At 52.7% G+C, this 19,272-nt stretch carries 16 protein-coding genes; 5 read left to right on the forward strand and 11 right to left on the reverse strand.

The window, feature by feature from the left end:
* Nucleotides 1–128: 128 nt before the first annotated feature.
* Nucleotides 129–401 carry a YkgJ family cysteine cluster protein gene (locus tag AB7038_RS13700; protein WP_368889988.1) on the reverse strand — a complete coding sequence of 91 codons (273 nt, stop codon included), beginning with the start codon at nt 399–401 and terminating at the stop codon, nt 129–131.
* On the reverse strand, nt 383–1,117 hold the full coding sequence (dnaQ, locus tag AB7038_RS13705) for a DNA polymerase III subunit epsilon (protein WP_369453496.1): 735 nt from the start codon (nt 1,115–1,117) through the stop codon (nt 383–385). The genes AB7038_RS13700 and dnaQ overlap by 19 nt, the downstream gene beginning before the upstream one ends.
* Before the next feature lie 61 nt (nt 1,118–1,178).
* Between dnaQ and rnhA the strand changes: the two genes are divergently transcribed.
* Nucleotides 1,179–1,649 carry a ribonuclease HI gene (gene rnhA, locus AB7038_RS13710; RefSeq protein WP_004235951.1) on the forward strand — a complete coding sequence of 157 codons (471 nt, stop codon included), beginning with the start codon at nt 1,179–1,181 and terminating at the stop codon, nt 1,647–1,649.
* Between the two features lie 3 nt (nt 1,650–1,652).
* Here the strand turns inward: rnhA and AB7038_RS13715 are convergent, their stop codons facing one another.
* Nucleotides 1,653–2,384, reverse strand: a complete 732-nt coding sequence (locus AB7038_RS13715) for a methyltransferase domain-containing protein (RefSeq protein ID WP_368889989.1) — start codon at nt 2,382–2,384, stop codon at nt 1,653–1,655.
* A 40-nt stretch (nt 2,385–2,424) separates the two neighbouring features.
* Here AB7038_RS13715 and gloB point away from each other — a divergent pair, with 40 nt between their 5' ends.
* Together gloB and mltD are read left to right on the forward strand one after the other, a co-directional pair.
* The gene (gene gloB, locus AB7038_RS13720) at nt 2,425–3,180 is read left to right on the forward strand and encodes a hydroxyacylglutathione hydrolase (RefSeq protein ID WP_369453497.1); all 756 of its coding nucleotides are present in this window, start codon (nt 2,425–2,427) and stop codon (nt 3,178–3,180) included.
* Between the two features lie 83 nt (nt 3,181–3,263).
* The gene (mltD, locus tag AB7038_RS13725) at nt 3,264–4,661 is read left to right on the forward strand and encodes a murein transglycosylase D (protein ID WP_369453498.1); all 1,398 of its coding nucleotides are present in this window, start codon (nt 3,264–3,266) and stop codon (nt 4,659–4,661) included.
* Nucleotides 4,662–4,876: 215 nt separating this feature from the next.
* Here the strand turns inward: mltD and AB7038_RS13730 are convergent, their stop codons facing one another.
* The 8 genes from AB7038_RS13730 to dgt all read right to left on the reverse strand — a co-directional run bounded on the left by AB7038_RS13730 (nt 4,877) and on the right by dgt (nt 17,611).
* The gene (locus AB7038_RS13730; protein ID WP_369453499.1) at nt 4,877–6,262 is read right to left on the reverse strand and encodes an SLC13 family permease; all 1,386 of its coding nucleotides are present in this window, start codon (nt 6,260–6,262) and stop codon (nt 4,877–4,879) included.
* A 334-nt stretch (nt 6,263–6,596) separates the two neighbouring features.
* Entirely contained in the window at nt 6,597–7,895 is a 1,299-nt protein-coding gene (gene eno / locus AB7038_RS13735; RefSeq protein ID WP_004235956.1) for a phosphopyruvate hydratase, read from the reverse strand.
* A gap of 73 nt (nt 7,896–7,968) precedes the next feature.
* The gene (gene pyrG, locus AB7038_RS13740) at nt 7,969–9,606 is read right to left on the reverse strand and encodes a glutamine hydrolyzing CTP synthase (protein ID WP_072871922.1); all 1,638 of its coding nucleotides are present in this window, start codon (nt 9,604–9,606) and stop codon (nt 7,969–7,971) included.
* A gap of 223 nt (nt 9,607–9,829) precedes the next feature.
* Complete coding sequence (gene mazG / locus AB7038_RS13745) at nt 9,830–10,618, reverse strand: nucleoside triphosphate pyrophosphohydrolase (protein WP_369453500.1); 789 nt, start codon at nt 10,616–10,618, stop codon at nt 9,830–9,832.
* Nucleotides 10,619–10,704: 86 nt separating this feature from the next.
* The gene (gene relA, locus AB7038_RS13750) at nt 10,705–12,939 is read right to left on the reverse strand and encodes a GTP diphosphokinase (protein ID WP_004235959.1); all 2,235 of its coding nucleotides are present in this window, start codon (nt 12,937–12,939) and stop codon (nt 10,705–10,707) included.
* A 9-nt stretch (nt 12,940–12,948) separates the two neighbouring features.
* Nucleotides 12,949–14,331, reverse strand: coding sequence for a 23S rRNA (uracil(1939)-C(5))-methyltransferase RlmD (rlmD, locus tag AB7038_RS13755; protein ID WP_369453501.1), 1,383 nt, complete (start codon nt 14,329–14,331; stop codon nt 12,949–12,951).
* Between the two features lie 347 nt (nt 14,332–14,678).
* Nucleotides 14,679–15,800, reverse strand: coding sequence for a glutamate-cysteine ligase family protein (locus tag AB7038_RS13760; protein WP_368889995.1), 1,122 nt, complete (start codon nt 15,798–15,800; stop codon nt 14,679–14,681).
* A gap of 299 nt (nt 15,801–16,099) precedes the next feature.
* Nucleotides 16,100–17,611: a dGTPase gene (dgt, locus tag AB7038_RS13765; RefSeq protein WP_368889996.1), complete on the reverse strand. Its 1,512-nt coding sequence runs from the start codon at nt 17,609–17,611 to the stop codon at nt 16,100–16,102.
* A gap of 115 nt (nt 17,612–17,726) precedes the next feature.
* Here dgt and mtnN point away from each other — a divergent pair, with 115 nt between their 5' ends.
* Nucleotides 17,727–18,428: a 5'-methylthioadenosine/S-adenosylhomocysteine nucleosidase gene (gene mtnN / locus AB7038_RS13770; RefSeq protein ID WP_369453502.1), complete on the forward strand. Its 702-nt coding sequence runs from the start codon at nt 17,727–17,729 to the stop codon at nt 18,426–18,428.
* A complete protein-coding gene (btuF, locus tag AB7038_RS13775) occupies nt 18,425–19,231 on the forward strand; it encodes a vitamin B12 ABC transporter substrate-binding protein BtuF (RefSeq protein WP_368889998.1) in 807 nt (268 codons plus the stop codon). The genes mtnN and btuF overlap by 4 nt, the downstream gene beginning before the upstream one ends.
* Nucleotides 19,232–19,272 lie beyond the last annotated feature (41 nt).

Here is a 19,272-nt window from a genome sequence, read left to right on the forward strand (position 1 = left end):
GCCGGTTCCCGTTCGTCAATACCTGATTTGTGTAAATCCATGCAATTGCACAGTTTTTCACCGGAGCATACTGTTTTATACGGATCACCGCACACGACACACGGTCTCCCGCAACGCGCTCATCCGTTTCAGGGCGCGGTTTGTTTTTCCAGATCAAGCAGATAAATCATGGCCTCATCCCGGCTCTCCCCGCACATTTCCCGCGAGGGCTGTAACCCGGCACAGACTGCCGGACGCAGCGGTGAGCCGAAAATCAGGCACAAATTCTGCTCAGATAACTGAACACAGCGGGTATTGGCGGGTTTACCGTCCGGCATCCCCGGAATCGGTGATGAAATGGACGGCGCGGTGCAGCAGGCACCACAGCCGCTGCGGCAGGCGGTCAGCTCCGCCAGATGCACGGGTTCGCCCCTTTTTTCTCCGCCAGATCCAGACGCGCCTCGTGCGCGGCAATTTCCTCATCCGTGGCATACACCACGCGCAGACCACTCTGCGGGCGGGTAACGCGCTGAATAGTCTGAACGCTCTCTTCGCCGCTGCTCTCATTATCCGCTGAAAAAGCCAGTGATGTCTGGCCGCCGGTCATTGCCAGATAAACATCCGACAGAATCTCGGCATCGAGTAACGCGCCGTGCAGCAGACGTTTTGAGTTATCTATCTGATAGCGGTCACATAAGGCATCGAGGTTATTACGCTTACCGGGGAAAAGCTGTCTGGCGAGCGTTAAGCTGTCGGTGATGGTACAGAATTCCGCCGTTGGCGGGATCCCCCGGTTCAGTTTGCGGAATTCATAATCCATAAAGCCGATATCGAAGGGCGCGTTATGAATAACCAGCTCTGCGCCACGGATAAATTCAATAAATTCATCCGCAATGTCGGCAAAAACCGGTTTGTCCATCAGGAATTCATCACTGATCCCGTGCACGCCAAAGGCTTCCGGGTCCACCAGCCGGTCAGGCCGGATATAGAGATGGAAGTTACGGCCGGTCAGGCGCCGGTTGATCACTTCAACCGCACCGATCTCAATAATATTGTGCCCCTCGTAGTGGGCACCCAGTTTGTTCATACCGGTGGTTTCGGTATCAAGAACAATTTGTCGTGTAATATCAGTGCTCATAATGACGTTTTGTGTCAGACTCAGGTAATTGCCAATCAATCAGAGGAAGAGTCTACCAGAGATGAGTGACAAGGTAGAAATTTTCACCGACGGCTCCTGCCTCGGAAATCCGGGCCCCGGCGGCTACGGTGCGCTGCTGCGTTATAAAGGCCATGAGAAAGCACTCAGTGAGGGCTTTTTTCTTACCACCAATAACCGGATGGAGCTGCTGGCCGCTATTGTGGCGCTGGAAACCCTGAAACGCCCGTGTGATATCGTGCTGACCACCGACAGTCAGTATGTCCGCCAGGGCATCACGCAGTGGATCCATAACTGGAAGCGACGCGGCTGGCGCAAAGCGGATAAATCCCCGGTGGTAAATGTTGATTTGTGGCAGCGCCTGGATGCCGCCATCACCCGCCATCAGATTGACTGGCAGTGGGTAAAAGGTCACGCAGGGCACCCGGAAAACGAACGCTGTGATGAACTCGCCCGGGCCGCGGCAGAATCCCCGTCACAGGACGATACCGGTTATCAGCCGGCAACGGAATAATCCTCAGCGCCGTTTCAGACAGCGCGGCGGTGTCTGCTGGCGTGTCGCGCCCACCACATTGTTCAGTTTCGGCCGCAGCAGGCGCAGCTTCTGCGGTGTGAACGTCAGCGGCACCGTGCGTTTGCGGGCCACAATAACGCCCAGACAGCCGAAAATTCGTGCATAGCGGTTGCCGGCACTGTCCGGGTTACACCAGGGGATCGGCGTGGTAAGCCGGTGATACATAATTTCGTAATTGAGCAGACTGAGCCAGTCGAGCATACGGAACTGTGAAAACATCCGGCTGCACTGCGGCTCCCGGTTCAGACGCCACGGGATCAGTTTACGCGCCCCCAGCAGGCTTAACGGGTTAAACCCGCTGATAATCAGCCAGCCGTCCTCAATCAGGACACGGTCAGCCTCGCGCAGCAACCGGTGCGGATCACTGCTGTAGCCCAGATTATGTGCCAGCACACAGACATCCGCAGATTTGTCCAGAAACGGCAATTGCGCCGCCTCCCCGAATACCTGTAAGGTGTTACCCTGCGGTGCCACATTCACCTGATGCGGGATCATGCAGCTGCTGCTGTCAATTTCACAGCTCAGCGCGCCGATCTTAATCAGATGAAAACCAAACATTTTCGGCCACCAGGGCGCCAGCTGTGCTTCCAGCGATTGCCGGAAGCGGCGTCCGCAGGGAATATCGCACCACGAGTCCGGCATCGTCAGAGTTTTTGTCGCTCGTGCAGAAAACATGGCTTTATCCTTGGTTCACACTCAGAAAGGTGAGGTATCTATGGAGCTTATCAGAATTTCCGCGTTATCAGATAACTACATTTGGCTATTACGGGATAATGCGCACACCTGTGTTATCGTTGACCCCGGCGTCAGTGAGCCGGTACTGAATACACTGCGGGAGCGGGGACTGACCCCTTCAGCCATCCTGCTGACACACCACCATACGGATCACACCGGCGGCACGGCGGAGATTGTTTCACATTACCCCGGTCTGCCGGTTTACGGTCCCGCCGAAACCCTGACGAAAGGCGCAAATCACTGCGTGCAGGATAATGACACTATCACCAGCGGCGGGCTGACATTTCAGGTCATGGCAGTGCCGGGACACACACTCGGCCATGTGGCTTATTATTGCGAACCTTATCTGTTTTGCGGCGATACGCTCTTCTCCGGTGGCTGCGGCCGTATTTTTGAGGGTACACCGGCGCAGATGTTCCGCTCGGTCAGCCGTCTTGCGGCGCTGCCGGATGAGACGCTGGTCTGCTGTGCGCATGAATACACACAGTCTAACCTCGCCTTTGCGCGCGCTGTCTGGCCGGAAAACCGTGATATTCAGGCATATCAGCAATATATTGCAGAATTACGTCAGAATCATGAAGCTACACTCCCCGTCACACTGAAAACAGAAAGGAAAATTAATGTTTTTCTTAACTGTGATAATATTGATCTGCAACATAATTTATCAGTAAGTAAACATACGGCGACAGCTGAGGAAACTTTTACGTCTTTACGCGCAAAAAAAGATCAATTTTAGCCGTAATCGTTGTCAGGGCGGAATAACACCAGTATGATTGCAAAACCTACAGACTGAAGAATAATAATGCTGATTCCGCCAACATGAAAATCAAAGCTACACTCCTTGCCGCCGCAATTTTGCTGGCGGGGTGTCAGACTGCGCCGCAGAAAACTGCTCAGAAACCTCATTATCCTTCCGGTAACGGTTTTTTACTGACTACCCAGCAGATGAACGCAGCAAAGGCATCCTCCATCAGTCCCGAAGATGATATCTGGGGTTATATCCGCGATGAAATGAAAATGAACATTCCGGACAATGACCGTATCCGCAGCGAAGAACTTTCTTACCTCGCCAAAAAGAGCTATCTCCACGATGTGACACTGCGCGCAGAACCTTACATGTACTGGATCATCGGTAAAATCGATGAACGTAACATGCCGATGGAACTGGTTCTGCTGCCCATAGTGGAGAGTGCTTTTAATCCGCATGCCACCTCACCGGCTCAGGCTGCCGGGTTATGGCAGATTATCCCGAGTACCGGCAAAGCAAACGGGCTTAATCAGAACCAGTGGGTTGATGACCGCCGTGATGTGGCCGCCTCCACTACTGCCGCGCTGGATTTGCTGGAACGTCTGAATAATATGTTCGGCGGAGACTGGGCACTGACCCTGGCTGCCTATAACAGCGGCGAAGGCCGTGTGCTGCGCGCGATGGAAGCGAACGCCGCCGCCGGAAAACCAACGGATTACTGGTCATTATCCCTGCCGAAAGAGACCATGGATTATGTGCCGCGTATTTTTGCCCTGAGCAATGTTATCCGCAACAGTGACCGCAACGGTGTGAATTTACCGGTACCGGATGCAGAGCGCGCCCTGGCACGGGTGAATATCGGTCAGCAGATTTCCCTGGATGTCGCGGCACAGCTGCTGGATATGCCGGTTTCCAGACTGAAAGATTATAACCCGAGCCTGAAACGCGGTGTAACCTCACCGGCCGGTCCCCACTATCTGATGCTGCCGAAAACCAAAGTCGATCAGCTGATGAGCGCGTTATCTGATGACGCGGTACTTAATGATATCCGCACGGCGGTCGCTAAAAACAATCAGCGTACTGAACAGCTGAGTTCACCGGCTGGTCGCGCACAGGCCGCGAAGTACAAAGTGAAAAGCGGTGATTCGTTTTACGCCATTGCTAACCGCCATAAGATGACCGTCGCCGAACTGAAAAAGCTGAACGGACTGAAAAGCGCCGCTGTTCTGCAGCCCGGACAGACATTGCAGGTGAAAGGCAGCCCGGTGGTGAAACCATCTAAAGCTGCAACCAAAAATGCAATTCGTCTGGCGAAGTATAAAGTACGTCAGGGTGACTCCTACTACAGCATCGCACAGCGTCATGGTGTGACACTGAAAGAACTGATGTCCTGGAACAGTAAAGTCAAAATGAAGGATTTACATCCGGGTATCGAGTTAACGGTATATGTTGCGAATAAGCGCGGCTGATATCCGCTGAATCACATTATGTTATCTGAAGCCCTGCATAACGCAGGGTTTTTTATATCTGATAACACCTGTATCTTTCTCCCGCAGTTCTTCTTCTCTTCCGCACTTCTGCGATATCAGTGCATCCGCACCGATATTCCTTGCTGCCGGTATAAAAAAACCCGCTGATAAATCAGCGGGTCACTTTGCTTTCGTGTTTATTATCAGCGGTGCTGTTATACCCAGAACAACCATGCAAACGCCGAGATAACGATAATACAGGCGATATTCAGCACACCACCGACACGCACCATCTCGGACTGTTTGATAAACCCGGTACCAAAGACTATCGCATTCGGCGGTGTCGCTACCGGCAGCATAAAGGCACAGGATGCACCGATACCGATAATCATGGTCAGCGCCATCACCGGCATTCCCAGACCATCTGCCACACCGGCAAAGATAGGTACCAGCAGTGCGGCACTCGCAGTGTTACTGGTGAACTCGGTCAATACAATGATAAAGGTGGTAACGGCGATAATAATCACCAGCCAGCTGCTGTTACCAAAGGAGGTTTTCATCCAGTTAGCCATCACTTCACTGGCACCGGAATCTTTCAGGATCATACTCAGTGTCAGACCACCACCAAACAGGAACAGAACGCCCCACTCGGTGTTATTCTGGATCTGTGACCAGCTTGCCACCCCGGTAATACCAATCAGGGCAGCGGCACTCAGCGCGATGATGGTATCGAAATCTTTAATTTTACCCAGCAGATCACTCAGCGGCGCACTGCCGATCCAGCAGATAACCGTCAGACCGAAAATGGCCAGTGTCAGCAGGCGTTTTGGTGTCCACTGAACCTGCTCGACTTCAATTTCAAAGCGGGCCCCCAGTTTCGGGCGCAGCATCAGGTACATAATACCGAACATAATCGGCATCAGGATCAGTACCATCGGAATGCCGTATTTCATCCAGGTAAAGAAGTCCATTCCCAGCTGGTTTGCGGCAATAATGTTCGGCGGGCTGCCGACCATCGTTCCCAGGCCGCCGATACTGGCGCTGTACGCCACGCCCAGCAGCATAAACACAAACGTGTTACGGTCGTGACGGATATCGAGGTTCCCCAGAATACCCAGCACCAGCGGTAACATCATCGCGGCGGTAGCGGTGTTACTGATCCACATGGACAGCGCACCGGTCACACTGAACAGAAGAATCACTGCTGCCCATAAACGGCCACGGGCAATCAGCAGCAGGCGGTTGGCAATCAGGCGATCCAGCCCCTGAATATGCAGCGCCGTCGCCAGTGCAAAACCGCCGAAGAACAGGAAGATGGTCGGGCTGGCAAAAGACTGCAATGCCTTACCTGCGCCCAGCAACCCGAGAAATACAGCCAGAATCGGGATCAGTAACGCGGTCAGCGTGACATGAATCGCCTCAGTCAGCCATAAAACAGCGACGAACACCATCAGCGCCAGCCCGGCATTCTCTTTGTCGCTGTAGGGCAGATATTTCAGCAGCAGTATCAGCAGCACAATGTCCAGAGCCAGTATGATGAGTCCCTTTGTATTAAAAGAACTCAGCCCGGTGGATTGGGTGAGCGTTTCTGAAGCGTCCATGATAATTCCCTCAGTAGGATGAAAAAGTATTCACGAAACCGATTGCTGTCATAGTTTAATAACCGGCATTTTTGCGTGAATGCTAAAAATGTTAAACAATTTATCTTCATGTGAAATATAAAAAGTATTAATAACAAAATACATCACAAATCGTCCGTTTTGCGATCTGAGGCAACAGAATAAGTAAAAAAACTTGTCATAGCATGGTAAATGACCAGTTTTAGTCATTGAGGGAACGGATAGAAAGCGGGGAAATATTCGTAAGATAAGATGATGCGGTCATAAAAAAAGGTGTGTCCGCCGGACACACCTTTTTTAACATTCACAGTAACAATTACTGACCTTTGATCTCTTTGCGGCCGTGGAACGGAGCACGTTCGCCCAGCGCTTCTTCGATACGGATCAGCTGGTTGTACTTGGCAACACGGTCAGAACGGCTCATAGAACCGGTTTTGATCTGGCCTGCTGCGGTACCGACAGCCAGGTCGGCAATCGTGGCATCTTCGGTTTCACCGGAACGGTGAGAGATAACGGCAGTGTAACCGGCATCTTTCGCCATTTTGATAGCAGCCAGTGTTTCGGTCAGTGAACCGATCTGGTTGAATTTAATCAGAATGGAGTTAACGATACCTTTTTCGATACCTTCTTTCAGGATCTTAGTATTGGTCACGAACAGGTCATCACCGACCAGCTGGATTTTATCGCCCATGACTTTAGTCTGATACGCGAAACCGTCCCAGTCAGATTCATCCAGACCATCTTCGATAGAGACGATCGGATACTCTTTGGTCAGCTCTTCCAGGTAGTGAGTGAATTCCTGAGAGGTAAAGGTACGGCCTTCGCCTTTCAGTTCATACATACCGGTTTCTTTGTTGTAGAACTCAGATGCTGCACAGTCCATCGCCAGGGTAACATCTTTGCCTAACTCGTAGCCTGCTGCTTTAACGGCTTCTTTGATGTCAGCCAGCGCTTCCGCGTTAGAACCCAGGTTTGGTGCATAACCACCTTCGTCACCCACAGCAGTGTTCATGCCTTTCGCTTTCAGCACTTTTGCCAGGTGATGGAAGATTTCAGAACCCATACGGACAGCTTCTTTCAGAGAAGGTGCGCCGACAGGCTGGATCATGAATTCCTGGATGTCCACGTTGTTATCAGCGTGCTCACCACCGTTCAGGATGTTCATCATCGGCAGCGGCATAGAGTATTTGCCCGGAGTGCCGTTCAGTTCTGCGATGTGTGCGTACAGAGGTAAACCTTTTGATGCCGCAGCGGCTTTGGCGTTTGCCAGAGACACAGCCAGAATCGCGTTTGCACCGAAGTTGGATTTGTTTTCAGTGCCATCCAGGTCGATCATGATCTGGTCAACTTTCGCCTGATCTTTGGCATCCTGACCCAGCAGCGCCTGTGCGATCGGACCATTTACCGCGCCGACTGCCTTCAGAACACCTTTACCCAGGAAACGTGATTTATCACCGTCACGCAGTTCCAGCGCTTCACGGGAACCGGTAGATGCGCCTGACGGAGCAGCCGCCATACCCACAAAACCGCCTTCCAGGTGTACTTCAGCTTCTACAGTAGGGTTACCGCGGGAGTCGATGATTTCACGGCCGATCACTTTAACGATTTTGGACATTAGGTTTTCCTCAGTACAAGTTAAATTTTCAGATAAGTAACCGGCACTTACGGCCGGTCACTCACCTCACATCTTATTTTAGCAGACCTTTCTGGTTATCAGAGGCCGCTTTGACAAAACCTGCAAACAGCGGATGACCATCACGCGGGGTAGAGGTGAACTCCGGATGGAACTGACAGGCCACAAACCACGGATGGTTAGGGTTCTCAATGATTTCCACCAGTTTGTTGTCCACTGAACGGCCCGCAACCAGCAGACCCGCATCTTCAAGACGCTTCAGTAACATGTTGTTCACTTCATAACGATGACGGTGACGTTCAGTAATCGCATCTTTGCCGTACAACCGGCGAACCAGAGAATTGTTCGTCAGGTGGCATAACTGACCGCCGACACGCATTGTACCGCCGAGATCGCTCTCTTCGCTGCGGACTTCAATATTGCCGTCTTCATCGCGCCATTCAGTGATAAGCGCAACGACCGGGTACTTACAATCAGCATCAAATTCCGTGGAGTTCGCATCTGCCATACCGGCCAGGTTACGGGCAAAGTCAATCAGTGCCACCTGCATCCCCAGGCAAATACCCAGATACGGAATGTTGTTCTCGCGGGCATAGCGGGCAGTCATAATCTTGCCTTCCACACCACGGGAGCCGAAGCCGCCCGGTACCAGAATCGCATCCAGACCCTGTAACAGTTCTGTACCACGGGTTTCCACATCCTGAGAATCAATCAGTTTGATGTTCACAGTGACGCGGTTTTTCAGGCCGCCGTGTTTCAGTGCTTCGATAACAGATTTATAGGCATCCGGCAGTTCAACATATTTGCCGACCATCCCGATGGTGACTTCACCTGACGGATTGGCTTCCTCATAAATCACCTGCTCCCATTCGGAGAGATCTGCCTCAGGAGCATTAATGCTGAATCGTTTACAGATATAATCATCTAATCCCTGGGATTTCAAGAGGCCGGGGATTTTATAAATGGAATCGACATCTTTCAGACTGATCACTGCTTTTTCCGGAACGTTACAGAAAAGCGCGATTTTGGCGCGTTCGTTAGCAGGAATCACTCTGTCCGAACGGCAAATCAGCACATCCGGCTGAATACCGATGGATAATAATTCTTTCACTGAGTGCTGAGTCGGCTTGGTTTTTACTTCACCGGCAGCCGCCAGATACGGAACCAAAGTCAAATGCAGATATAAGGTGTGTTCACGGCCGACTTCCGCCGCCATCTGACGGATAGCTTCCAGGAACGGCAGTGATTCGATATCACCGACAGTCCCGCCGACTTCCACCAGCACCACGTCATGACCTTCACCGCCACGGATGATACGGTCTTTGATTTCGTTGGTGATGTGCGGGATAACCTGAATGGTGGCACCGAGATAGTCGCCGCGGCGCTCTTTGCGCAGAACTTCAGAGTAAACACGTCCGGTGGTGAAGTTATTGCGGCGGGTCATTTTGGTGCGGATGAAGCGCTCGTAGTGACCTAAGTCGAGATCAGTTTCAGCGCCGTCGTTGGTGACGAAAACTTCCCCGTGTTGGGTCGGGCTCATGGTTCCCGGATCGACGTTGATATACGGATCCAGTTTCATCATGGTGACATTGAGTCCACGGGCTTCGAGTATAGCCGCTAAAGAGGCTGCGGCAATGCCTTTACCCAGAGAGGATACGACCCCGCCGGTCACAAAAATATAATTAGTTTTCATGCTGAACCTGAAAGTTTAGGTGTAATAGATGATGGATATAACAGGACGGGAAAATAGTATACCCTAACCTTATTTTGGCGACAAATAATCTCGTCACCTCTTTTCGGTTATCCGTCGCTCCCGGGGCGGTAAAAACCGCCTTTTTACACTAACTAATCAACGTCTTACATTTTATAAAAAACTTTTCATTCTCCGGTAAAATCATTAGCTGAAAGCATTAAGCTTATCCCTCACGGGATTTAACATCCTGCCAACTTTTCTCCATTTCATCAAGTGTTGCTGATTCCATAGTCAGTCCGCGGGCGGCAATATCGCTCTCCACCTGACGAAAACGGTTCTCAAACTTGCGGCAGGCTTTTTGTAACACCATTTCCGGTTTATGTCCCAGATGACGGGAGAAATTGACCACTGCGAACAGCAAATCGCCCAGCTCTTCGGCCACGCGCCCATCATTCACCTGCGGCTGATTCACTTCCTCCATCACCTCGTCCAGTTCCTCATACACCTTACCGAGCACCGGCGGGAGTGTGTCCCAGTCAAATCCGGCAGACGCACAGCGTTTCTGGATTTTATAGGCACGCATCAGGGCGGGCAGTGTTGCCGGGATATCATCCAGCAGGGAATACTGTGATTTTTCAGCGCGTTCCGCACTTTTCCGCTGCTCCCAGCCGGAAATGGCCGCTTCCGCGCCGATCCCCTGCTCACGGGCAAAAATATGCGGATGGCGGCGGGTCAGTTTGTCACTGACGGCGGCGGCGATATCCTCAAAATCAAAACGCCCTTCTTCTTTCGCCATCTGCGCGTAAAACACCACCTGAAATAATAAGTCACCTAACTCACCTTTCAGATCATCAAAATCCGCCCGCTCAATCGCGTCCAGAACCTCATAGGTCTCTTCCAGGGTGTAAGGAGCAATAGTGCCATAGGTTTGTGCTTTGTCCCACGGACAGCCGTTTTCCGGGTCGCGCAACTGCGACATGATCGCCAGCAGGCGTTCAACTGATACAGACATATGATTAATTCCTGAATATGATTTCCGGGGGTGATAAAAAAAGCAGACCGGGGTCTGCTTTTCAGTGTAACCGATTTCCGGCCGTTTTACTGAGTGTGACGTTTGGCCTCAATCACATCCGGCAGCTGGTTCAGTTTTGCCAGCACACGGCTGAGGGTCTGGATATTGTAGATTTCCATATCCATATCGATAGTGGCAATCTGCTGCTTCACATCACTGTGGCTGCGCACCCCGAGAACATTCACTTTCTCATTAGCCAGAATGGTGGTGATATCGCGCAGCAGACCGCTGCGGTCATTTGCCACCACCCGCACCACCAGGGAATAGCCGCTGGAGTAACTCGCACTCCAGACCGCTTCCACCAGACGTTCCGGTGCCTGCTCCTGCAATTCCGCCAGCTGTTCGCAATCCGCGCGGTGGATAGAAATTCCCCGGCCTTTGGTGATAAAACCGACGATATCATCCCCCGGAATCGGCTGACAGCAGCGGGCAATGTGATGCATCAGATTACCGACCCCCTCAACCACAATACGGCCGCTGCTCTGGTGAGCCGGTGCCGGTTTGGCCGGCGGGGCTTTTTCCAGGGTTTTCAGGGCCTCGCGGTCAGCTTCTTCCGCTGTCGGCTTGTTCAGTTTGCTTTGCAGATAATTCGACAGCTGGTTAATGCGGATATCACCCACACCAATACCGGCCAGTACTTCATCCAGCGAGTGAACGTTATAACGGGCGATCAGCAGTTTTTCCGCCTCTTTCAGGCTGATATCCTGCGCAGCCAGTTCGTTATCCAGCATCTGCCGCCCGGCGATAATATTTTTATCGCGATCCTGTTTACGGAACCAGTTATGGATCTTGGCGCGTCCGCGGCTGGTGGTGACATACCCCAGGTTCGGGTTCAGCCAGTCACGGCTCGGGTTCGGCTGTTTCTGAGTGATCACCTCAATCTGATCGCCCATCTGCAACTGGTAACTGAACGGCACAATACGACCGCCGATTTTCGCACCAATGCAGCGGTGACCCACATCGCTGTGGATATGGTAGGCGAAATCGAGCGGTGTGGAGCCGGCCGGTAAATCCACCACATCCCCTTTCGGGGTAAAGACGTAAACGCGGTCATCAAATACCTGACTGCGCACTTCATCCAGCATTTCGCCGGAATCGGCCATCTCTTCCTGCCACGCGATCAGTTTACGCAGCCAGGCGATACGGTTCTCGTAACTGCCTGTTTTCCCGCCGCCTGCGGTGCCTTCTTTGTATTTCCAGTGCGCGGCAACGCCGAGTTCCGCATCCTCATGCATCTGCCGGGTGCGGATCTGGATTTCCAGGGTTTTACCCGCCGGCCCCAGCACCACGGTATGAATCGACTGATAACCGTTCGGTTTCGGGTTCGCCACATAGTCATCAAACTCATCCGGCAGATGACGGAAATGGGTGTGAACAATCCCCAGCGCGGCGTAGCAGTCCTGAAGGCGCTCCACCACAATCCGCACGGCGCGGACATCAAACAGCTCATCAAAGGAGAGCGATTTTTTCTGCATTTTGCGCCAGATACTGTAGATATGCTTCGGCCGCCCGTAGATCTCGGCCTGAATGCCCTCTTCTTTCATGTCGTTGCGCAGGGTCGTGACAAAGTTATCAATATACTCTTCGCGGTCAAGACGGCGCTCATGCAGCAGGCTGGCAATGCGTTTGTAATCATCCGGGTGCAGATAACGGAAGCAGTAATCCTCCAGCTCCCATTTCAGCTGCCCGATCCCGAGGCGGTTCGCCAGCGGGGCATAAATATTGAAACACTCTTTGGCGGCCAGAACGCGCTCGTCCTCACCGGCATCTTTCACTTCGCGCAGATGGGCTATCCGCTCCGCCAGCTTGATAACCACGCAGCGGAAATCTTCCACCATGGAGAGCAGCATACGGCGGATGTTATCCACCTGCACCGAACTGGTTTCGTCGTTATGGGTGGCTTTCAGCTGACGGATAGCATCCATATCCATCACACCTTTGACCAGCAGCCAGATAGCGGGACCAAAGGCTTCGCTTATCTCTTCCTCACCGAGGATCTCCGCTTCGGCCAGCGGAAAAAGCAACGCTGCGCGCAGACTGTCGAGATCCATACTGAGGGTGGATAAAATTTCCACCATCTCAATACCGCGCCCGAGCAACAGCGCCGCATCCTGATGTCCATCAACCTTCTGATGACAGTAATGCCAGACCTCTTCCAGTTTTTCACCCGTCACCGGGTTATGCAGCCCGAGGCTGTTAATCCAGTGTGCCGGGTCAAACTCACCGGCCGGTGTTAAATGCGCACTTCTTACCGCGACCATACATTCTCCCTACTGACTGACCGGTGGTGTCTTTGTGAAAAGCACCATCGACTCCAAATGGCCGGTTTGCGGAAACATATCCAGCATACGGACAGCATTCCGGTGATACCCGGCACCATGCAGAACCTGACTATCCCTTGCGAGTGTTGTGGGATTACAGGAAACATAAACGATGCGCTCAGGGGAAAGCGCAACAATATGCGGCATAATCTCAGCCGCTCCGGCACGTGCCGGATCCAGTAATACTTTGTTAAACCCGGAAGCCGCCCACGGCTCCCCGGTAATATCCTGCGACAAATCCGCGTGATAAAATGCGGCATTCGCCAGATGATTGAGACGGGCATTTTCCCGCGCCGTGCGGACCAGCGCGTCCACGCCTTCCACCCCGACAACCTCACCGGCGCGTTCCGCTACCGGCAGCGTAAAATTACCCATCCCGCAGAAGAGATCTAACACGCGATCGTGTTTTGTCAGCTCCAACCAGTTCAGCGCCTGTGCCACCATCAGCTCATTCAGGGCACCGTTCACCTGGATAAAATCCTGCGGGCTGAACTGTAATTTTAACCCGGCTACCGCGTAATGCGGAGGATACGGCGCACAAACTGCCACAGGCGATGTACCGGCACTGCCCTGCAGATAAAGCGCGGTATTGTGTTCAGCACAAAACGCCGTCAGTGCGGACACATCCGCGTCACTGAGCGGTGCCAGATGGCGCAGCACCAGCAGCGGACCGCTTTCGGTATCCGCCAGTTCCGCGTGGCCGAGTTCCGGTGCGGCGGCCAGAGATGACAGACAGCGCTGTAAAGGTACCAGTAATGCCTCCAGACGCGGAACCAGCACCGGACACTGTGTGACAGAGACCGTTGATTTGCTCTGCGCCTGACGGAATCCCATGGTCAGCTGTTTTGTTTTCGGGGAATACACCAGCGCCAGCCGCGCCCGGCGGCGGTAACCGAACTCTTCCCCGCTCAGGACAGGAACCTCCCCGCACGCCTCACCCGTTTCGCGGGTCAGCAGATACGCGAGATACGCCGCTTTGGTTTCCCGCTGCATGGCAACCGGAATATGCTGCTGCTGGCAGCCGCCGCACTGTCCGTAATGACGGCAGGCCGGTTTGCGGCGCGCCGGGTTATCAGACAGGCGTTTCACCACACTGCCTTTGGCATAGTGGCGCTTTTCTTCCGTCAGCCTGACCTGTGCGGACTCACCCGGCATCAGATCCGGGATAAAAACAGTTTTTCCCTGAAGGCGGGCAATGCCCTGCCCGAGGGCATCGAGAGAGTCAGCGGTGACTGTGACAGTCCGGGACTGCCGCGGGGTCTGACGGGGCTGAGAATAAAATTGCGCCATAATGATAAAAAACGTTGTCTGTGAGGCCGGTGATTTTCCCATAAAGCAGCGTATTGACCAACGGATTCTTCGGATACACTGCAAATAACACGTCATGGACCGGTAAAAAATGTATGGCGCTGATTATACCATACTGCCGGATAGTGCCTCAGCACTATTTGTTAAAAGGATAAATGATATTTATCGTTATACATCTGTGCTGCCGGTTTCATTATTTATAATGCCTGATACCGCACCACCCGCTGAATAATACGCAATATCAGCCGCTGATAAATAATAAATTTACATGAACTTACCGGTGCTGATTTTTTTGGCACAAAAAAAACCGTTATTTAAAAAATAACGGTTTCAGACCGGTAACAATAAAAATGTATCCTGATATGACAGTGTTATACATCCTGCTCCGGCCACAATCCGCCGAAATGCATTAACTCCCCGCTGACCAGGAAACGGGTGATCATTTCATCCGCCGGAGTCATTCTGTTTGCCAGACGTTCACTGAGTAACTGCAGCCGTGCCGCCTCATTCAGCAGGCCGTGCTGCTCCAGCGCGCGCCGGGCGGCGATAAGCAGTGTCTCAACCACCGTGGAAACGGTCAGGTCGGCAAACGGCTCGCGGGCAATCGCATTAAAGCGGGCATCCGGCTGCACACCGTAATTAAAGGAAATGGTGTCATCCAGCACCAGCCCGAGGATCCATGCACAGAATGCGCCCATCAATGCCGGGTCCGGAACCGCATCGAACGCTTTGAACTCAATCCGCCCGTGCTCACCCTCATTACGAGCCGGATAAATAAAGTCATGCGGATACACCGCCGAGTTGGTCAGGAACCCTTTACAGGCGGGACGGTGACAACTGCGCAGTGCGGTACGGCGGGATAAACCGCCCCATAACTGCCCGTTTTCCAGCGGACCGTTCAGCGAAAGTGCCACCAGATACGGTGCGAAGAATGTCAGTTTTTCAACCGCATGTACAACACGGGCATCGCTCATTTCCGGCACGGAAATATTGATATCCGGCCCGCAGGTCTGCATCACCAGATCCGCGTGGCGGAAGGCTGCGTGCTCCTCACGGAACGCTTTTTCCCATGCATTAAGAGGCGGGTTAAACTGATAGCGCGCCGAAACCGGATGATAAGCACTGATTGCCAGTCCCAGCCCGCACGCTTTCAGGCGTTCACTCAGCTGTGCTTCAATAATCTGCAGGGAATCCAGCGCCGCTGTCACCGACTCTGCCGGTGGCGTGCGGATTTCTATCCCTTTGATAACCTGGGCAATGAGTTTGCCTTCCGGTGAAAACCGCTCATCGCCCTCAACATACCAGTAACCGGCTTTAATACCCGCATCACCCTTATGCAGCGAGGCATCATCCATCCCCGGGCGGTTATTCAGTGCAGGTGCCAGCTCTGACAGGGTAATATTGTCAAAGGATTTAATACCGGCGGCACTTTTATTCCGGTACTGTGTCAGCCAATATTCAAATTCAATCCCGACCCGATACTCTTTTTGCATACGTGATGTAATCCCGGTTAATACTTTTAGTGCAACGGTATAGTCCCTGAAACGCATTCAGGCTGCGACAATATGATGTACATATAATAAATAAAAAATAATAACTATTTGCTTTATATTTATTAACATTTACACAGCAAATCGTTTTTATATTCCTTCCTTAAATAACAGATATCCGCCACCGAATACAGTGAATCTATTTCAGCAACACCTGCGGATTAATCGTAGCAACAATTCCGGTAATATTGAACCGGAATTGTCAGGTCATTTGTGCTAAAGTGCCGCCATTAATCAGCAGCTTACTGACAAACGGAGAAACGCCGGAATTCTTCGTAAGCGTAATGGTCGGTCATACCGCTGATATAATCCTGAATCAGCCGGGCGCGGTAATAAAATTCCAGGATGGTCTGCTCTTCCTGCGGTTTATCTGCCAGTGCGGCAACGGCTTCCCCGTAGGCCGCCCGCTGCTTGCGTGACAGCTTATGTAACAGCCGCGTTTCGATAAAATAGTGTTTGTGGAAGTTTTCACGAACCAGATCGGCGAAATCCGCCTGCGGCATCATTAACAGCGGCCGGTAAAAATCCAGCAGGCCGTTGATGATCCGGAATCCCTGTAATTCCAGCTCTTCCACTTCGTGATGGGTAAACACATATTTAAACGCGACCCGCTTCAGGGTTTTCAGCAGACGGTGCTCTTCACTTTTATCTTCCAGCAGCGCCTGATTGTAAGTACCCGCAAACACGGCAGGCAGATTATCTATAAAACGCTGCGCGGTGTACGGCACCAGTTTATTGGTGATATAAACCCGCAGATACATAAAAAACTGATCCTGCGGGCTGCGGTGCTGACTGCGGGTAAGTGACTGATACGCCTGCTCAACGGTATCCCGGAACAGCGCGGAATCCGCAGAGCCTTCCAGCGCCTGCCACTCCTGGCGCAGATAGGTCACCAGGGTATCCGGGGTCAGAATACCTTTCTCCACCGCATCATCCAGGTCAGCAATGCAATACGAAATATCATCCGCCGCTTCCATAATATAACTGAGCGGAAAACGGCAGAACTCACCGAGCTGTAATTCATCACGCAGCCGCTGAATCAGGGTATTTTCAGACCAGTAATAGCCCGGTTTTTTGGTGAGATAATCGAATTCCTCCGGCACCGGCTCCAGCTGCCAGGCGGGACGGGTATATTTCAGCACACTGCCTATCTGGGCAAATGTCAGATTCAGTTTCAGCAGATGGTGTGCCATCCGCATTCCCTGGGCATTGCCCTCAAACAGGCACAAATCACGACGCAGCTGACGGCGCAGATGATCCGCCTGCGGTGAGCCGGTCAGGCGCAGTGCGGCAATCTGACAGTTATCCTCATCTCCGGTCTGCGGCTCGCCCAGCAGATTACTGAACCATTTCTGAATCGCCGCCTCCCCGAAATGCCCGAACGGCGGGTTGCCGATGTCATGCATCAGACACGCCATTTCAACCACACTTTCAAACGCATCCGTACGCTCATCCAGGCCGTATTCTTCCAGTTTTTGTGCTTGTTTCAGCTGACTGAGGATCGTTTTGGCGATATAACGCCCGACCTGCTGCACTTCCAGGGAGTGTGTGAGACGACTGCGGACGGCGGAATTCTGCTCCAGCGGAAAGACCTGGGTTTTCTGTTGCAGACGACGGACAGCGGCAGAATTGATAATACGTCCGCGATCACTTTCAAATGCCTGATTCACCAGAGACTCTTGTGCGGATTCCTCCGCAGAAGCACCAAACTGGCGGTGAAAATTCAGCTTCTTTTTAAAATCAATAACCGGCACGTCGCCTCCGTCTTCTTATCCGCACGGGAAAAGACACCGCCCGCCGGGATTCGGTGATAAACTGTTGCTAATCCGTTATTATGCAGTTCAATTTCTATTCAGGGAGTATGACATAATGAAAGTCGGTATCATAGGTGCGATGGAGCAGGAAGTAACCCTGCTGCGTGATCAGATTACCAACATGCAAACCCTCCGCCACGGCGGCTGCGAAATCTATACCGGTCAGATTAACGGTGTTGATGTTGCACTGCTCAAATCCGGTATCGGCAAAGTTGCCGCAGCGATCGGTACCACCCTGCTGCTGGAACTGTGCAAGCCGGATGTGGTGATTAATACCGGTTCTGCCGGTGGCCTCGCGCCGCATCTGAATGTCGGCGACATTGTTGTCTCCTCGGAAGTCCGTTATCACGATGCGGATGTCACTGCCTTCGGTTATGAACCGGGCCAGATGGCACAATGCCCGCCGGCCTTTATTGCTGATGCCGGTCTTATCGCACTGACTGAAAAATGCATTCAGACCCTCGGCCTGAACGCGGTACGCGGCCTGATTTGCAGCGGTGATGCCTTTATCAACGGCGCAGAGCCGCTGGCGCGTATCCGTGCCACCTTCCCGTCAGTAGTGGCAGTGGAAATGGAATGTGCGGCCATCGGCCACGTCTGCCATCAGTATCAGGTACCGTTTGTGGTGGTCCGCGCTATCTCTGATGTGGCAGATAAAGCCTCGCATCTCAGTTTTGATGAGTTTCTGCCGCTGGCAGCAAAGCAGTCGTCTCTGATGGTGGCGGAAATCCTCGCCAATATTGATTCACTGAAATGATAAAACCAACATTGCGCCTCGCCGGACTGCTGCTTCTGCTGGCAGCCTGCGGGACTCAGGCAGCGGCACAGCGGGTGATCGCGCTTTCCCCGTCACTGGCGGAGATGGCGTATGCCGCCGGTCTGGGGGAGAACCTGGTCGGTGTCAGTGCTAACGCGGATTACCCGCCGGAAGCGAAAAACATCGAACAGGTGTCCAGCTGGCAGGGACTGAACCTTGAGCGCATTATTGCCCTGAAACCGGATCTGATCATGGCCTGGCGCGGCGGCAACCCGCAGCGCCCGCTGAGTCAGCTGGAACATCTCGGGATCAAAGTCGAGTATTTTGATCCGCGCAATATTGATGAAATTGCGGATGATCTGGATCGCCTCGCGCCTTACAGTCCGCAACCGGCACTGGCGAAAAAAGCGGCTGCCGATATGCGCAGCGGGATTAGCGCCCTGAAAACCCGCTACGGCGATAAACCGGAGAAACTGATTTTCCTCCAGTTTGGTCAGAACCCGATTTTCACCGCGTCAGGTACCACACTGCAAAGTGAAGTGGTGACACTGTGCCGCGGTAAAAACGTGTTTGCCGACAGCCCGGTGCCCTGGCCGCAGGTTAACCGCGAGCAGGTACTGACCCGCAGACCGGACATGATCCTTATCTCCGGGGATAACCGCGAAGTGGAGAATGTAAAGCGCTTCTGGTCTCCGCAGCTTGATGTGCCGGTGATTACGATTAATGCCGACTGGTTCCAGCGCGGCACCCCCCGGCTGTTAAAGGCGGCGGAAGAATTATGTGAGAAAATAAATAACACCTGATATGAATATATCGTGTTAACAATATGCCGTTTATTATGCGG

It is taken from the genome of Morganella morganii (assembly GCF_041099235.1).
GTDB classification, from domain to species: Bacteria; Pseudomonadota; Gammaproteobacteria; order Enterobacterales; family Enterobacteriaceae; genus Morganella; species Morganella morganii_E.